Origin of the sequence: Pseudorhodoferax sp. LjRoot39 (genome assembly GCF_964253035.1) — a bacterium.
Taxonomy (GTDB): Bacteria; Pseudomonadota; Gammaproteobacteria; order Burkholderiales; family Burkholderiaceae_C; genus Pseudorhodoferax.
In genome coordinates, this window is sequence record NZ_CAXUQL020000001.1 from 6,082,119 (window position 1) to 6,098,280 (window position 16,162).

The 16,162-nt window shown below is 70.7% G+C and carries 15 protein-coding genes; 2 read left to right on the forward strand and 13 right to left on the reverse strand.

Annotated elements, in window-relative coordinates; all coding sequences use genetic code 11:
* The first annotated feature begins 29 nt into the window (after nucleotides 1–29).
* Nucleotides 30–1,925 carry a bifunctional metallophosphatase/5'-nucleotidase gene (locus ACSQ4M_RS28380; RefSeq protein WP_436192730.1) on the forward strand — a complete coding sequence of 632 codons (1,896 nt, stop codon included), beginning with the start codon at nucleotides 30–32 and terminating at the stop codon, nucleotides 1,923–1,925.
* Between the two features lie 12 nt (nucleotides 1,926–1,937).
* Here the strand turns inward: ACSQ4M_RS28380 and ACSQ4M_RS28385 are convergent, their stop codons facing one another.
* From ACSQ4M_RS28385 to ACSQ4M_RS28445, 13 genes are all read right to left on the reverse strand, one after another.
* Nucleotides 1,938–4,064: a GAF domain-containing protein gene (locus tag ACSQ4M_RS28385; protein ID WP_436192731.1), complete on the reverse strand. Its 2,127-nt coding sequence runs from the start codon at nucleotides 4,062–4,064 to the stop codon at nucleotides 1,938–1,940.
* Entirely contained in the window at nucleotides 4,061–4,624 is a 564-nt protein-coding gene (locus tag ACSQ4M_RS28390; RefSeq protein WP_436192732.1) for a biliverdin-producing heme oxygenase, read from the reverse strand. Before ACSQ4M_RS28390 ends, ACSQ4M_RS28385 begins: the two co-directional genes overlap by 4 nt.
* 89 nt (nucleotides 4,625–4,713) lie before the next feature.
* The gene (locus ACSQ4M_RS28395; protein ID WP_436192733.1) at nucleotides 4,714–5,958 is read right to left on the reverse strand and encodes a PEP-CTERM sorting domain-containing protein; all 1,245 of its coding nucleotides are present in this window, start codon (nucleotides 5,956–5,958) and stop codon (nucleotides 4,714–4,716) included.
* Between the two features lie 115 nt (nucleotides 5,959–6,073).
* Nucleotides 6,074–6,919 (reverse strand): NADPH-dependent 7-cyano-7-deazaguanine reductase QueF, encoded by an 846-nt coding sequence (queF, locus tag ACSQ4M_RS28400; protein ID WP_436192734.1) that lies wholly within the window; start codon nucleotides 6,917–6,919, stop codon nucleotides 6,074–6,076.
* Nucleotides 6,906–7,769: a 2OG-Fe(II) oxygenase gene (locus tag ACSQ4M_RS28405; RefSeq protein WP_436192735.1), complete on the reverse strand. Its 864-nt coding sequence runs from the start codon at nucleotides 7,767–7,769 to the stop codon at nucleotides 6,906–6,908. The genes queF and ACSQ4M_RS28405 overlap by 14 nt, the downstream gene beginning before the upstream one ends.
* Nucleotides 7,770–7,788: 19 nt before the next feature.
* On the reverse strand, nucleotides 7,789–8,562 hold the full coding sequence (gene yaaA, locus ACSQ4M_RS28410; protein ID WP_436192736.1) for a peroxide stress protein YaaA: 774 nt from the start codon (nucleotides 8,560–8,562) through the stop codon (nucleotides 7,789–7,791).
* A 51-nt stretch (nucleotides 8,563–8,613) separates the two neighbouring features.
* Nucleotides 8,614–9,405, reverse strand: a complete 792-nt coding sequence (locus ACSQ4M_RS28415; protein ID WP_436192737.1) for a 2-keto-4-pentenoate hydratase — start codon at nucleotides 9,403–9,405, stop codon at nucleotides 8,614–8,616.
* Between the two features lie 101 nt (nucleotides 9,406–9,506).
* Nucleotides 9,507–10,331 carry an SDR family NAD(P)-dependent oxidoreductase gene (locus ACSQ4M_RS28420; protein WP_436192738.1) on the reverse strand — a complete coding sequence of 275 codons (825 nt, stop codon included), beginning with the start codon at nucleotides 10,329–10,331 and terminating at the stop codon, nucleotides 9,507–9,509.
* On the reverse strand, nucleotides 10,328–11,104 hold the full coding sequence (locus ACSQ4M_RS28425) for an SDR family NAD(P)-dependent oxidoreductase (protein WP_436192739.1): 777 nt from the start codon (nucleotides 11,102–11,104) through the stop codon (nucleotides 10,328–10,330). Before ACSQ4M_RS28425 ends, ACSQ4M_RS28420 begins: the two co-directional genes overlap by 4 nt.
* Nucleotides 11,101–11,502, reverse strand: coding sequence for a Zn-ribbon domain-containing OB-fold protein (locus tag ACSQ4M_RS28430; RefSeq protein WP_436192740.1), 402 nt, complete (start codon nucleotides 11,500–11,502; stop codon nucleotides 11,101–11,103). Before ACSQ4M_RS28430 ends, ACSQ4M_RS28425 begins: the two co-directional genes overlap by 4 nt.
* A gap of 1 nt (nucleotide 11,503) precedes the next feature.
* A complete protein-coding gene (locus ACSQ4M_RS28435) occupies nucleotides 11,504–12,670 on the reverse strand; it encodes a thiolase domain-containing protein (protein ID WP_436192741.1) in 1,167 nt (388 codons plus the stop codon).
* A 16-nt stretch (nucleotides 12,671–12,686) separates the two neighbouring features.
* Nucleotides 12,687–14,219, reverse strand: coding sequence for an AMP-binding protein (locus ACSQ4M_RS28440; RefSeq protein WP_436192742.1), 1,533 nt, complete (start codon nucleotides 14,217–14,219; stop codon nucleotides 12,687–12,689).
* Nucleotides 14,220–14,256: 37 nt separating this feature from the next.
* A complete protein-coding gene (locus ACSQ4M_RS28445; RefSeq protein ID WP_436192743.1) occupies nucleotides 14,257–15,258 on the reverse strand; it encodes a Bug family tripartite tricarboxylate transporter substrate binding protein in 1,002 nt (333 codons plus the stop codon).
* A gap of 106 nt (nucleotides 15,259–15,364) precedes the next feature.
* On the opposite strand from ACSQ4M_RS28445, the gene ACSQ4M_RS28450 reads away from it, so the two are divergent.
* Complete coding sequence (locus ACSQ4M_RS28450) at nucleotides 15,365–16,147, forward strand: IclR family transcriptional regulator (RefSeq protein WP_436192744.1); 783 nt, start codon at nucleotides 15,365–15,367, stop codon at nucleotides 16,145–16,147.
* The last annotated feature ends 15 nt before the right edge of the window (nucleotides 16,148–16,162 follow it).

The window sequence follows — 16,162 nt, forward strand, 5'->3', positions numbered from 1 at the left end:
TCCCTCTATCCGAATGATCTGGAGTTGCGATGACGATGTGGCGCAAGGGCCTGGTGGCCGTGGCGGTGGTGATGCTGGTGGTGGCCTGTGGCGGCTCCGACGACAACGGCCAGCCGCTGGAGCTGACCATCCTGCACATCAACGATCACCATTCCACGCTGGACAGCAAGGCCAAGACGCTCAAGCTGTCGGCTGGTGGCGCCGCGGCGCAGGACGTGACGGTGGACGCCGGCGGCTTCCCGCGCGTGACGGCGGCCATCGCCGAGCTGGCCGCCGCTTCGCCCAACGTGCTCAAGCTGCATGCCGGCGACGCGCAGACGGGCACGCTGTACTTCAACCGCGCCGGCGCCGACGGCGAGGCCGATGCGGCCATGATGAACACCGTCTGCTTCGACGCGTTCACGCTGGGCAACCATGAATTCGACAAGGGCGACAGCGGCCTGAAGGCCTTCATCGACCGCCTGCACGCCGGCAGCTGCCAGACGCCGGTGCTGAGCGCCAACGTGCAGTTCGGCGCCGGCTCGGCCCTGAACGCGAGCCGCGCGCCCGGTCTCGTGCGCCCGTCCACCGTGGTCGAGCGCAGCGGCCAGAAGATCGGCATCGTGGGCCTCACGATCGCCGGCAAGACCAAGGCCTCCTCCAGCCCCGATCCCGACACCAGCTTCGAGGACGAAGCCGTGGCCGCGCAACGCGAGATCGACAAGCTGCGCGCGCAGGGCATCGACAAGATCATCGTCATGAGCCACATCGGCTACGAGTACGACCAGGAAGTCATTGCCAAGCTGTCGGGCGTGGACGTGGTCGTGGGCGGCGACTCGCACACGCTGCTGGGCCCGGCCGCGTTGACCACGACTGGCGTGGGCACGCCGGGCGGCGCCTACCCCACGCGCGTGGCCGACAAGGACGGCAAGAACGTCTGCCTGGTCCAGGCCTGGGAGTACGCCCAGGTGGTGGGCGAGCTCAAGGTCAGCTTCGACGCCAAGGGCGAGATCACCAGCTGCAACGGCACGCCGCATGTGCTGATCGGCAACGACTACCGCATGGGCACGGCCCTCACCGCCCCCGCGGCCACCGACACCCAGCGCACGGCCATCGCGGCCAGCGTGGCGGCCACCGGCTTCCTGCGCGTGACCGCGCCGCAGGCCGCGGCCACGGCCGTGCTGCAGCCGTTCAAGGACAAGGTGGCGGTGTTCAACCAGACCCAGGTGGCGGTGGCGCCCCAGGAACTGTGCTCGCGCCGCGTGCCCGGTGGCCCGGGCTCGGCCGACTACGGCCGCTCCAGCGCGGCCTGCAACGCCGAAGGCAGCGTGAGCGTGCGTGGCGGCGACATCCAGCAACTCGTGGCCCAGGCCTACCTCGAGGTGGCGAACGCCAGGTACGGCGGCGCCGACATCACGCTGCAAAGCGGCGGCGGCGTGCGCGTGCCGCTGCTGGGCACGGTGACGGCGGCCCAGACGATCGCGGTGCTGCCCTTCGGCAACATGCTGTTCCGCCTCGACGTGACGGGCCAGGAGGTCAAGGGCATGCTGGAGGACGGCCTGGAAGCGGTCTACGGCACGGGCGGCTCGACCGGTCCCTACCCCTACACGGGCGGCATGCGCTTCGACGTGAACGCCCGCGCAGCCTTCGGCAGCCGCGTGAGCGGCATCGAGGTACGCGACAAGGCCACCGGCAACTGGGCGGCGCTGGACCTGGCCAGGACCTACAGGCTGTTCGTGCTGAGCTTCAACGCCACGGGCGGCGACGGCTACACCACGCTGAAGAACGTGCCGGCCGCGCGCCGCCTGGACATCGGGGTGCTCGACGCCGACGTGTTCTTCAGCTACATCGAAGGGCTACCCAAGGACACGGCGACCGGCCTGCCGCTGCTGGGCCGCCTGCCGCACGCGCTGTACAGCACCAGGAGCTTCGTCGGCCCCAACTGAGGCCGCACCGGCCTACGCCAGCAGCCGCAGTGTGAACACCACGTAGGGCTCGGCGTAGGCGTATTCCAGTTCGCCGCCGTGCGCCCGCGCGATCTGGCGGGCGATGTACAAGCCCAGCCGCAGGCCATCGCCGCCGGCACCCAGGCCGGCAGCCCCCGGCTGGAAGGGGTCGAACAACGCGGCCAGCACGGGGACCGCGATCTCGGGCGCCACGTTGCTGACGTCCAGCACCACGGCCTCGCCCTCGCGGCGCAGCTGCACCACCACCGCTTCGTCCACCGTGCCATGGCGCGCGGCATTGCCGACCAGGCAGGCCAGCGCCTGGCGCAGCCGCGCGGCGTGGCCGTCCAGCACCAGGCTGCGCGGCAGCTCGCGGATGAAGCGCTGCGCCGGCTGGCCCGCCTGCACCTCGTCGACGACGGCGTGCACCAGCTGCGCGAGGTCCACCGGCGCCAGCGGCAAGTCCAGGCCGGTGCCGCCGCGCACACGCGCTGCGTCCAGCACCTGGGCCACCAGGCGCTGCATGCGGCTGCCGGCCGGTTGCGCGTCGACCGGGCCGGGCACGCCACCGTCGACGCCCGCGCTCAGCAGTGCCAACAGATGGCTGCGTGCACGGTCCAGGTCGACGCTGCGCGCGGCGGCGGCCCGCGCCAGCTCGCTGAGCAGGGGCCGCGCGATCTCCAGGTCGGTCTCGCTCCAGGGCACGCAGCGGCCGCGCACCGTCTCCTTCCACACGTCGAAGCTGCCGCGTGGCGTGAGCCGCGGCCCCAGCGGGCCATGGCTGTATTCCTTGTCGGGCTGGCCGCCCCAGGCGATGGTCTCGACCTGCTCCTTGCGCAGCAGCATGAGCCAGCCGTCGGTGGCGTCCGAAAAGCGCAGCGCCAGCACGCCGCACCAAGGTCCCAGGGCCTCGCGCAGCGCGGGTGGCATGCCGTCCTGGCTGTCGCCCAGCCACAGGCCGCTGCGCAGCGGGGTCTGCGCGGCGAGGAAAGGCAGCAGCTCGCGTGCAGCCTCCGGTGCCACACCGGTGGTGGCCAGCACATGGCCGCGTTCGGCCAGCACCAGGCCATGGGCCTCGAACATGCTGGTCAGCGCCTCGGCCTCGCGCGCCAGCGCCTGCACGCCGTCCTCGGCGTGCAGCAGGGTCTCGATGGCGCGCGCACGCACGCCGGCCGCAGCGGCCAGGCGCTCGGCGCTGGCCCGCGCCAGCGCGGTCTGCACGTCGGCCGCCAGCACATGGGCCAGCACGTCGCAGGCACTGCGCACGCGGTAGGGCACGTGGCGCGGCCGCCTGTGGTGGCAGGCCAGCATGCCCCACAGCCGGCCCTGCACCACGATGGAGATGCTCATGGACGCGGCCACGCCCATGTTGGTGAGGTACTCGATGTGCACGGGTGAGACCGCGCGCAGCACGCTGTGCGAAAGGTCCAGCGGCGCGGCACCTTCGTCCTCGGCTTCGATGGGCACCGCCTGGCTGCCCGCCGCGACGATGGTGCGCAGCGTGTTGAGCAGGTACAGCCGGCGCGCCTGGGCCGGAATGTCGCTGGCGGGATAGCGGCGGCCGGCGAAGGGCTCCAGCGCGGCGTCGCGCGCCTCGGTCACCACGTCGCCGCTGTCGTCGTGGCGGAAGCGGTAGGCCATCACGCGGTCGAAGCCGGTCAGCGCGCGCACCTCCTGCGCGGCCACGGCCAGGAGATCGTCCACGCTGCGCTGGCGCTTGAGCCGCACCAAGGCCTTGTGGCCCTTGAAGGCGTCGTCGGCCAGCAGCGCGGCCTCCTCGCCCAGCAGTTCGAGCTCCAGCAGCAGCTGGCGGCCCTGGCGGTGGCCGATCAGCTCGAAATGCCGGTCAGCCAGCGTGACCTGGATGGCCACGGGCTGCGATTCGTCGGCCTCGGCCGACAGGCAATCCTGCACCAGGCCGTGCATGGCTGCGTCGGCGGCGAAGCAGGTCTCGCCGAGCGGCTGGCCCAGCACCGGCGCCGCGGCGCCCAGCAGGTCGCCGGCGTTGGCGCTGCGGTGCGACAGGCGGCCATCGGCGCCGAAGGCCAGCAGCACGCCGTGCGACTGGATGCGGCCAGGGATGTGGATGGGCTCCTGGTCGCAGTTGGACAGCCCCAGCGCAGCGGCTTGCGTGTTCACGGCATCAAGCCCCCCTGCCGAAAGCGCGCCAACAGGTCTTCGAACGCCCAGCGGGCGGCGGCACAGGCGGCGGCCACGTCGGCTGGCTGCACGAGCGCGGCACGCAGCGCCTGCAGGAAACCGTTCCAGTGCGAACCGGTGCCCGTGCCGCGGCCTTCCAGGTAACGCAACGGCGCATCGACGCCCGCGCGCCGCAGGCGCTGGTGCAGCACGCGGCCGCCCAATTGCGAGCCCTCGACCACATAGGCCACGCCCCAGGCGGCGGCATCACCGTCCAGCGGCGGCCGGGTGGCCCCCGCGGGAGCGGCGGCAAGGCTGGCACCGCCGAGGTCGGCGCACAGCGGCTCCAGCAGGCCCTGGCCCCAGCCGGTGCGGTGCAGCAGCGGCGTCAGGTCCGACAGCCAGCCGTGCAGCACGCGCAGGTGCTGGTGGTAGTGGTGCAGAGATTGGGTGGCATCGGCTGGCTGTGCCAGCGGCAGCTGGCTGTCCAGTCGAGCATGCAGCGCCTGCGTGGCACTGCGCAGCGCCTGCAGGGGATCACCCAGTGCAGCCGCCCGCATGGCGTCGTTTGACAAGGAAGAAATCGCCCCCGGGCGAGGTGGATGAGTGACGGGGCCGATGGTAATGCCGCGCCCTGCGGCGCTCTACATCATTTGATGGGCCGGCGCCGCCGCGCAAGCGCCCATCCGGCCGCCGCCAGGCCCAGCAACGCCGCCAGCGGGGGCTCGGGCACCTCGTTGCCGGGCGCGAAGCCCAGCTGCAGGCTGGCCACACGCTGCAGCAGCTCCGCATCGCGCCCGGAGATGCCCAGGTCGCGCGCGGCGATCTCGCCGGCGCCGAAGGCCGCCGGGTCCAGGCCGGTCAGCGTGCCGTACAGCGTCAGCGCGCTCAGGTAGGAGCCGTACAGGCTGGCGTGGGTGCCGTCGTCCCACCACAGGTCGGGCAGCCCATCCGTGCCGGCATCGGGCGCGTAGTGGTTGGCCGTGGCCACGCCCATGGCCAGCGCGAGCATGAAGGCCTCGCCCACGGGCGCCACGGCGGTGATGCCGCCGCTGCCGTCGGCACCGGCGTCCTGCGCGGCCTGCGCGTAGGCGTCGCGCAGGTCGACCGTCATGTCCTGCAGCGATGCGTAGAACGGGGTGGCCGGCGTGTCCGTGAAGCTGACGGCGCCGGTCACGGGATCGGTCACCGTGGTGAACGGCGCATTGACGAGGTTGGGCCGGGCCCAGGTCTGGTACAGGTAGACCTCGGTGTCGGCACTGGCGTTGGGATTGGCCGGGATCTCGCGCAGGTTGCCGCAGGTGCCGGTGGAGGCGCCCGTGATCGCGGCGCAGGCGGCATTGCTGCCGCCGATCAGCTCGCGCTCGCGGTAGGCCAGCGCCTGGCCCTGGTGGATGTAGTTCTCCAGCAGGTTCACGTAGGTGTTGAAGTAGGCCGGGTTGGAGGCGAGCCCGGCCTGCTTGGGCAGTGGCTCGTCGCTCTGCTCCTGCAGCACGACCTTGCTCCAGGCCTGGCTGGCGACATTGCCGCGCAGGTCCCAGCCGGCCGGGTTGCTGTTGAGGAAGTGGCCGCGCAGCGAGGCCGCGTTGCGCGTGGACAGCGCCACCTGGTAGTCGAGCCCGGCCTGCACGGTGAGCTGCTTGAAGATGCCGGCCACACCGCCCCAGGGGTGCGGCTCGAAGGCATTGCTGCCGGTGCTGTTGGCGGCGGCCATCGGCGCCGTGAGGTCGCGCACGTTGGCGGTGTTGTAGCTCATCACCGGGTCGACGCGGCCGAAGGTGTAGCTGTTGCCGACGAACAGCACGCTGATGGGTTCGGCCTGGGCGGCCGCGCAGGCCAGCAGGGCCGGCAGTGCCAGGGCGCGCAGCGTGGCGCGCGCGGTGGTGCGGTTCATGGATCTGTCTCCGTGTCGTTGGGGCGCCGATGCTAGGGCGGCCCCCAAGCCAGATCAAATACCTGAAACCGCTGCTCCGCATACGTTCTGCATATGCGGTGCGGAGCCTTGTCGGCTACTGCCGCGCCGTGCGCACGTTGGCCGGCACCGCGCCCGGATGGCTGGTGCGCCAGGGGTTGATGTCCAGGCCGCCACGCCGCGTGTAGCGCGCATAGACGGTCAGCTTGACCGGCCGGCAACGGCGCCAGATGTCCATAAAGATGCGCTCCACGCACTGCTCGTGGAACTCGTTGTGGTTGCGAAAGCTCACGATGTACTGCAGCAGGCCGGCCTGGTCGATCTGAGGCCCGGAGTAGCTGATCTGCACGCTGCCCCAGTCGGGCTGGCCCGTGACCAGGCAGTTGCTTTTGAGCAGGTCGGAGGTCAGCACCTCGGTGACGGGCGATTCATCGAAGGCCGCCGTCAGCAGCGTGGGGTCGGGCTGGTACTGCGTGCATTCGAGGTCGAGCCGGTCTAGGCTCAGGCCGTCGAGCTCGTGGATGGGCTGCTGGTCGAACTGTTCGGGCAGCAGCACGCGCACGCCCACCGTGGCCGGCGTGGCGCTGCCGCGCCAGACCGCCTCGGAGATGTCGGTGCGCAGGCGCGCGCGCACCTCGTCCACGCTCTCGAACTTCGTGTTCGTGAAGCTGCCCAGGTAGAGCTTGAAGGACTTGCTCTCGACGATGTTGGGCGTCTCGCAGGGGATGGTGAACTGCACCAGCGCCACCTGCGGCTTGCCGCGCGGGTTGAGCCAGCTCAGCTCATAGGCCGTCCAGAGGTCGGCGCCGAAAAAGGGGGTCTTGCCATCCGCACCGATCTCGGCGCGCTTTTCCGCGCGGGCGATCGGGAACAGCAGCGTGGCGTCGTACTGGTCGGCATAGGGCGAGGCCTTGCCGAGCGGGGAATGTTCAGGCGAATTCACGTTCTCTGAGCCACTTGGTGGCAATCCATTTTTCACCGGCCAGCACGGGCGAGCCACCGTGCAGGGTGCGCGTGCTCGGGTGCGGACGGTCGTAACTGAAGAAGACGGCGTTGCCGCGCTTGGGCGCGACTTCCAGGTGCACGTCGGGGAACACCGTGCCACCGCCGCGCTCGGGCTCGCCCAGGTACATCACCAGCGTGCCCACGCGCTGGCCACCGCGCTTCAGGATGCTGGGCGTGCCGGGTTCGGCGGGGTCGAAGTAGTCGTAGTGCGGCTTGTATTCGGCGCCCGGGCCGTAGCGCAGGATCTGCAGGCCCTCGCCGTTCTCCACCGGCCAGCGCAGCAGGGCCGCGATGCGCGCCTCGATGCGCGTGATGAGTTCGGTCTCGCCGCGCTGGAAGAACATGCCGTCGCTGGTGCGGTCGACGTTGATCTCCTCGCCGCCGGTCTTGGTGGCCACGGTGCGCGAACGCGCCATGCGCGGGTTCGCCAGGTCGATCAGCGCCTGGCATTCGGCATCGGACAGCAGGCTGCCGAACACCACGATGCGCGGCTGCAGCTGGGCGCTCAGCACATGCACGCGGCGGTCCTCGGCCTGCAGGTACAGCGGCGAATCGTCGAGTGCGGGCTCGGGTACGGTGGTCGCGGGCGGCAGCCCCGCCGCCACGGCGTTCTGCTCCAGGTGCTCGCGCAGCGTGTTCTCCAAGGCCTCGATGGCCACGTCTTCTTCCCAGCCCGCGTCGCGCATGGCCTGGAGCACCACCTCGGCCGCGTGGCCGGCCTGGGCCTGCTCCACGATCCATTGGCGCAGCTGCGGCGTGATGGCCTGGGTCGGTGCGTTGGCGGACATGCGGCTCCTTTTCTGTGGTTCAGCCGGCGCGGCGCCGGAACACCAGCCGGTTCGGCTCGGACACGTCGGCGTCGTAGGCATAGCCTTCCAGGTCGAACTGGCGCAGCTTGGCCGGCGTGGCGATGCGGTGGGTGATGGCGTAGCGCGCCATGAGGCCACGCGCACGCTTGGCGAAGAAGCTGACGACCTTGTAGTTGCCGGCCTTGTATTCCTCGAACACGCATTCGACCACGCGGGCCTGCAGGGTCTTGCGGTCCACGGCCTTGAAGTACTCCTGCGAGGCCAGGTTCACGACCACGGGGTGCTTGCTGCCGGCCAGCTCGCCATCCAGGAACTCGGCGAGGCGAGGCCCCCAGAACTGGTAGAGGTTGCTGCCACGCTCGGTGGCCAGCGCCGTGCCCATCTCCAGCCGGTAGGGCTGCATGCGGTCCAGCGGGCGCAGCACGCCGTACAGGCCCGAGAGGATGCGCAGGTGCTTCTGCGCCCAGCGCAGGTCTTCCGCCGGCATGGCGCGCGCGTCCAGGCCGCCGTAGACGTCGCCATCGAAAGCCAGCACGGCCGGACGCGAATTGCGCGCCGTGGAACGCGGGCTGTGCGCCTGGTAGCGCGCGACGTTGAGCGCGGCCAGCGTGTCGCTGAGATCCATGAGCTCGGCGATCTGCTGGGGCGACTTCTCGCGCAGCACGGCGATGAGCTCGGCTGTCTGCTCGGCGAACAGCGGCTGGGTGGGCGAGACCGGCGTGGCCGGGCTCTCGTAGTCGAGCGACTTGGCGGGGGACAGCAGGAACAGCATGCGTGGCAGGAAAGGGTGCAGCCGGAAATTATCCGGCACGCACCGAAACCCTCAACGCAGCGTCACCGCTAGGCTGTCGAACGGGGCCGTGATGCGCGTGGACCAGCGCTGGCCGGGCGCAATGGGCCAGGCATCGGTCCAGGTGCCCGTGGTGACCATATCGCCGGCCGCCAGGGCCGGCGCGCCGGGGCAGGCCTGCAGTTCCAGCACGAAGTGCAGCAGCGCGTGCAGCGGGCCGTCCAGCACGTTGGCGCCCAGGCCTTCGTCGACAAGGCGCTCGCCCTCGAACAGCTGCAGGCGGGCCGCGCCGAGCTGCGCATCGAGCGCGGCGCCGCTGTCGGCCAGCCGGCGCACGGGCGTGCGGCGCCCGACCAGCAGCCGGGCGTGCAGTCCGCCGTCGGCCACGGGCTCGGCCGCGCTCGCGAACTTCCAGGCGCAGTGCGACTGCACGACCTCGAAGCTGGGCGCGAGCCAGTCGACGCAGGCGAACAGCTGCTCCAGCGTGGCACCGGCCGGTGGCGCGGCGGCGAGGCCGAAGGCGATCTCGGGCTCGATGCGCGGGTGGACGGTGCCGGCCAGATCGACCGCGCCCTCGCCTTCGCAGAACTGCAGCGTCGTGTCCCAGACCGTGCCCCAGATCGGCGCGTGGATGCCGTAGCGCGGCCAGATCGTGCGGTTGGTGAAGCCGACCTTGTAGCCGCGCGGCTGCTCGCCCCGCGCGCTGCGCAGGGCGCGCACGGCCAGTGCGCTCTGGTAGCCGGCGGGCAGGTCCAGGCCGATGCCATGGGCGGCCGGCCAGGGGGCGGCGCTGTCGTAGTGCGAGAGCAGGGTCTGGGGTGTCATGCCCCCAAGCCTAGCAAACGCGGGGGGATGCGCAGGTCCGGGACCGGTGATGGGCGCCCCTCGTTCATGCTGGCTCCTGCTCTTGGGGTGGTCGTGCCGGTTCAGACGTACTTGCCCGTGATGCCCCCGTCCACCATCAGCGTGGTGCCCGTGATGTACGCCGCCGCATCGGACACCAGGAAGCCGCAGGCGTGGGCGACGTCCCAGGCCGTGCCCATGCGCCCGTTGGGCACCTGCCTGGCGCGGGCCTGGCGTGCGGCCTCGAAGTCGTCCGCGTCGAACTGCGCGGCCACGGTGGTGGCGATGCGCGGCGTGTCGATCAGGCCGGGCACCACGGTGTTGGCGCGGATGCCGGACGCGGCATGCTCCAGCGCGACCAGGCGGATGAACTGCTCCACGCCGGCCTTGGTCACGCCATAGGCCAGGTGCGGGTAGCCCAGGTAGCGGTGCGCGGCGATGGACGACACCGCGACGATGGCGCCGCGCCGGCGTTCCAGCATGTCGGGCAGCACCGCCTGCGTGGCCAGCAGCAGGCCGCCGACGTTCACGGCGTGGATGCGTGCCAGGTCTTGCGCCGACGTGGCCGCCGCTCCGCCCACCTTGCCGATGCCGACGTTGTAGTGCAGCACCTCGATGGGGCCGAACGCGGCGCGCGCCTCGGCAAAAAGGCGCTCCGCGTCCTGTGCGTCGGCCGCATCGCCGACCAGCGCGACGGCGCGGCCGCCTTCCTGTTCGATCAGCCGCACGGTCTCGACGGCCGAGGCTTGGTCGCGGTCGGCGACGCAGACGCTGGCGCCCTGGCGCGCGTAGGTGACGCAGGCGGCGCGGCCGATGCTCCAGCCGGGGCCGGCCGAGCCGCCGCCAGCGACGAACGCGGTGCGGCCGGCCAACCCCAGCGGCAGTGCGGGAGGTGTTGCGCCCGTCATCGCGGCTGCATCCGGATGGCGCCGTCCAGCCGCACCGTTTCGCCATTCATCATGTCGTTCTCCAGCAGGTGTGCGGCCAGCCGCGCGAACTCCGCCGGGCGGCCGAGCCGGGACGGGAACGGAACCGACGCCGCCAGCCCCGCCTTGACCTGGTCGGACAGGCGCACCAGCGCCGGCGTGTCGAACAGGCCCGGCGCGATGGTGTTCACCCGCACGCCATGCCTGGCCAGGTCGCGCGCCGACACCAGCGTCATGCCGACGATGGCCGCCTTGCCGGCGCTGTAGGCGATCTGGCCGATCTGCCCTTCGAACGCCGCCACCGACGCCGTCAGCACGCAGGCGCCGCGCTGGCCGCTGTCGCCATGGATCTCGTTCTTCGCCATCTGCGCGGCCGCCAGGCGCAGCACGTTGAAGGTGCCGATGACATTCAGGTTCGTGACCTCGGTGAACTTCTCCAGCGACCCTGGCGCGCCGTCCTTCTCCACGAGCCGGATCGGTGCGCCGCGGCCCGCGCAATGGACCAGCCAGCGCAGCGGCGCCACGGCGGCGGCGGTGGCGACGGCCTGCTGCACATCGGCCTCCGAGGTCACCGTGCCCGGCGAGAAGCGGGCGAGCGGGCCGAGTTCGGCGCAGACGTCAGCGCCCTGGGAGGTCGGCAGGTCGAGGATGACGACGTGGACCTCGCGGCGCACCAGTTCGCGCACGGCCGCCAGGCCCAGGCCGGAGGCACCGCCGGTGACGATGGCGCAGGTATTCGGAAACAGATGGTTCATGGTGTCGTGATGCTCGTGAACTTGGGGGCCATGCGGCCATCGGCGGTGCGCTGGAACACCACCTGCACCGGCGTGCCGATGCGCATGTCCGCCTCGGCCATGTCCACCAGGTTGGTCAGCATGGCCGGGCCTTCGGCGAGTTGGACGTAGGCCAGGGTGTAGGGCGGGTCGGCACGGCGCAGCGTGGAGCAGGCATAGACCTCACCGCGTCCGCTGAGCGGCACCCATGCGGTCTTGCTGCTGCGACAGAACGGACACACGGTGCGCGGGTACCAGTGGTGCTTGCCGCAATCGGTGCAGGCCTTGCCGAGCAGCCGCCCTTCCTCGGCCGCCTGCCAGAACGGCAGATGGTCCGGATGCGCGGCCACGTAAGGGTCTTCACGCCAGAGTTCACGCATGTCAATCTCTCCCCAGAATCAACGAAGAATGGGCATGGCCCGCGCCCAGCACGAAGCCCGGGCCCGAGGCCAGCGCGAACGCGCAGTCCGGCACCTGCACCATGGGGTGGGCCTCGCCACGCAGCTGGCGCACGGCCTCGATCACCTTGGTCACGCCGCCGCGGTTCTGCGGGTGGTTGTTGCACAGGCCGCCGCCGTCGGTGTTCCAGGGCAACGCGCCCTGCCCGGAGATCAGGTTGCCCTCGGCCACGAAGGCGCCGCCCTGGCCGCGCTTGCAGAACCCGAGGTCTTCGAGTTGCAGGACCACCATGATGGTGAAGTTGTCGTAGATCGACGCGTACTGGATGTCGCGCGGCTGCAGGCCGGCTTGCGCGAAGGCCAGGCGGCCGGACTGCGCGGCGCCGGTGGCCGTGAGATCGACCATGCCGCCGGCATTGGTCTGGATGGTCTCGCCGCTGCCCAACACCTTCACGAGCGGGCGCCCGGCGCGCAGCGCGGTGGCCCGGTCCGTGACGACCAGCGCGCCGCCACCGTCGGTGATGACGCAGCAATCCATCTTGTGCAGCGGGTCGGCGATGACGCCGGACGCGAGCACGTCTTCCACCGTCACGCGTTTCTTCAGCAGCGCGTGCGGGTTGTGCTGCGCGTGCGTGGAGGCCGCGACCTTGACGGCCGCCAACTGGGCCGAGGTGGTGCCGTGCTGGTGCATGTGGCGCTGCGCCACCATGCCGTAGATCGGCGCGATGGTCCAGTTGCTCGCGCCGTCGTAGGGCGTCTCGGGGCGGTCCGGCGGCAGGGCGCGCGGCTTCACGCCGACCGACTGGCCGGCGCTGCGCGGGCGGCCGGCCATGGTGATCAGCGCGACCGAGCAGCGCCCTGCCGCGATGGCGGCCGCGGCGTGCGCCACCAGCGTGATGTACGAGCAGCCGCCCAGGTCGGTCCCGTCCAGCCAGCGCAGCCGCAGGTTGAGGTGGTCGGCCATGACCAGGGGCGTGGCGCCCGGCGCGTCGCCAGCGCAGAAGTAGCCGTCGACATCGTCCAGCGTCAGGCCGGCGTCGGCCAGCGCGCCGGCCGCACACTCGGCATGCAGCTGCACGACGGACTTGTCCGGCGCGTGGCGCGTGGGATGCTCGAAGGCGCCGCAGATGTAGGCTTTGGAATCTTGCATTCGTCGTTCCCCTGGTTCAGTTCACCGCGCGCTCGCCGGCCGCCCAATGGAGGGCCCGCAAGGCCTTCTTGTCGACCTTGCCCAGCGCCGTCAGTGGCAACGCGGCCAGGAACTCGACGCGCTTGGGCGTGGCGACCGCTCCCTTGGCCTGGCGCACGCCCTCGGTGATGGCGTCCGCCGACAGCACGCTGCCCGGCCGCGGCTGCACGTAGGCCATCACCATCTCGCCCCACTTGGGATCGGGCACGCCGATCACGGCGGCCGCGGCCACACCGGACTGGCTGCAGATGGCGTCCTCCACCTCCTTGGGGTAGACGTTGAAGCCGCCCGAGATGATCAGGTCCTTCTTGCGGTCGACGATGTAGTACAGGCCGTCGGCATCGCGGTAGGCCACATCGCCGGTGTGCAGCCAGTCGCCGGCCAGGGCCGAAGCCGTTTCCTCGGGCTTGTTCAGGTAGCCCGACATGACCAGCGGGCCGCGCACGCAGATCTCGCCGACCTGGTCGTCGGCCACCGCTGCGTTGTTTTCGTCCAGCAGCGCGAGACGCACCTGCGGATACGGGCGGCCGGCACTGGCCAGTTGGGCGTCCGTCAGTTGGGCGTGCTCCGCACGGCCCAGGATGAGCAGGTCGTTCGGCGCTTCCGTCTGCCCGTAGCTCTGGATCAGGATGGGGCCCATGGTGGCCAGTGCCTGCCGGATGCGGGCGGGCGATGCGGGTGCGCCGCTGTAGACCAGCGCATGGAAGCGCGACCAGTCGACCTCGGCGTTGCGGCTGGAATCCAGGATGCCGTAGAGCATGGTCGGCACCAGCCAGGTGACGTTGCAGTCATGGCGCTTGACCGTGTCGATGAAGCCATCGACGCTGAACGCGCGCAGCAGCGTCACGCTGCCGCCCTGCATCAGGCAGGGCACGACCAGCGAGCCGGCACCGTGGGAGATCGGGGCTGCGCAGAGGTAGCGCACCTGCTCCGGCCATTCCTTGGCCGCGAGGTCCAGCAGCGCGTTGCTGACCAGCGCGCGGTTGGACAGCATGACACCCTTCGGGCGCCCGGTCGTGCCGCCGGTGTAGGCGAGCCGGACGATGTCCTCGGCCTGCCCGGAGCTGGCCAGCGGCTGCGGCGTGAAGGCGGCGATGGAAGACTCCAGCGTCGGGAAGCCGGGCAGCGCGCCGAGCGAGATCCAGTGGCGCACACCCGTGCAGCGTTCGCGCAGCACCGCAGCGCGGGCGCCGTGGTACGCGTCGGCGATGACCAGATCGGCGCCGCTGTCGTCCAGCACATAGGCGTGGTCGTCTTCGCTCCCCAGCGCGTGCAGGGTGACCGAGCGCAGGCCGCGCAGGTACACCGCAGCGATGACCGCGAACACCTCGAAGCGGTTGACGCCGAGCTGCGCCACCGTGTCGCCAGGCTTCAGGCCCAGGCTGTCGAAGAACTGCGCCAGCCGGCTGATCCACTCACCCAGTTCGCGGTAGCTCACGACGGCCTCGTCGCTGACGAAGGCCTTGCGCCCGGGGTAGCGGGAGATCGCGGCGACCAGCTGGTCACCCACGGTTGCGCCCTGGAAAAGCGCACTGCGCGCTGGTGCTTCATTCGACATGGACATCGCCCTCACGGATCATTTTTTGCCACTTCGGGAAATCGCTCTTCATCGACTCGGCGAAGGCCTGCGTGCTCAACTGCGACGGCATGAGGCCGAGTTCCTCCAGGCGCTTCTCTGCTTCGGGGGTGCGCATCGCCTGCAAGGCGGTGCCGGAGACCTTCTGGGAGACCGCCTCAGGCAGATGCGCCGGGCCGAACAGCGAGAACCAGCCCACGGGTTCGAAGCCCGGCACGCCCAGCTCCTCCAGCGTCGGCACCTGCGGAAAGCTCGGCGAGCGCTTCGGCCCGGTCACGGCGATGACCTTGAGCTTGCCGGACAGCACATGCGGCCGCAGCGATGCGATGTCGACGAACGCGCAATCGACCTGCTGGCCGATCAGGGCCGTCAGCAAGGGGGCGGAACCGCTGTACGGCACGTGCACCATGTCCAGCTTCTGCGAGGCGTTGAACAGCGCGCCGTGCAGGTGCGCCGTGCCGGCGTTGCCGTTGGACCCATAGCTCACCTTGCCGGGCCGGGCGCGGACCGAGGCCACGAAGTCCTTGACCGTGTTGAGCGGCGACGAAGCCGGCAAGGCCAGAAAGCTGACGGAGGTGGCGAGCTGGGCGAGCGGCGTGAAATCGCGGAAAGGGTCGTAGGGCAGGTTCTTGTACAGACCTGGCGCCTGGATCAGCGTCGTGATGCCCAGCAGCAGCGTGTGGCCGTCGGGTGCGGCCCTGGCGGCGAAGGCATTGCCGATCTGGCCGCCGGCGCCGGCCTTGTTCTCGACCACGACGGGCGAACCCCAGCGCCTGGACAGCTCCATGGCGAGCATGCGGGCCACGATGTCCGTGCCCCCGCCGGGTGCGAACGGCACGACGATGGTCACCGGCCGGGATGGGTAGGCGGCCTCGCTGGCGAGGCTTGGTCCGTGCGGCAGAACCGACGCCAGCGCCGCGGCACCGCTCGAAAGGACAAAGCTGCGCCGGCCCCGGCTGCATGGGTTTTCCATGGGGTCTCCTGGATGTGTTTGTGGGTTGGTGCAGAAATTCTTCCAGCTTGGCGCGAAACTGCGATCCCTAGAATGTCCGCTCAGCGGATGAAATTCAGGAGATGTTTTGACCGGTGCGACGCGTGGCAAGGCAGACAAGGACGCAGGCAACCGCTCCTTGCTGCGCGGCCTGGCGGTGCTCGACTGCATCGGCCGGCACGCCGGCCGGGGCATCCGGGTCTCGGACATCATGAGCGCGTGCCAGCTGGAACGCGCCACCGTGTACCGCCTGCTGGCCACGCTGCAGGACTGCGGCTACATCACGACCGCCGAACGCTTCCACTACGTTCCGACGAACCGGGTCGCACCGCACGACGGCTCTCAGACCGACGCGTTGGCCAGGCGACTGGCCCCGGTGCTGGAGCGGGTCAGCGAACAGACAGGAGACGCGGCGTTTGCGGTCGTGCGCGAGGGAACGCAGTCCCATTGCGTGGCGCGGCACATCGGCACCTTCCCCGTCCAGGTCCTGGGTGTCCAGGTCGGGCGCAGGCAGCCGCTCGGGGTGGGTGCGGCAGGTCTGGCGCTGCTCGCAACGCTCCCGCCTGCCGAGGCCGAGAGCATTGCCGAGTCCAATGCGGCCGCGCTGGATGCCTACGGCGGGATGACCAAGGCGAGACTGCTCAAGCTGTTGGCCGCCACCCGTGAACGCGGGTGGTCGGTGGTGGCCAACCATGTCGCGCAGAACACGCTGGGCGTCGGCATCGCCGTCTCCAGCGTCAAGGGCCAGTTCGACGCAGCCATCAGCGTGGCGGCGCCGCTCGAACGCATGTCGCCCGCGCGGCAGCTGCAGATCGCCAGGCTCATGAAGGAAGCGTTCGCCGTGCAGGAGCGCCAGCGGCGCTCCGCCTGATCTGCGGGGCTGCGT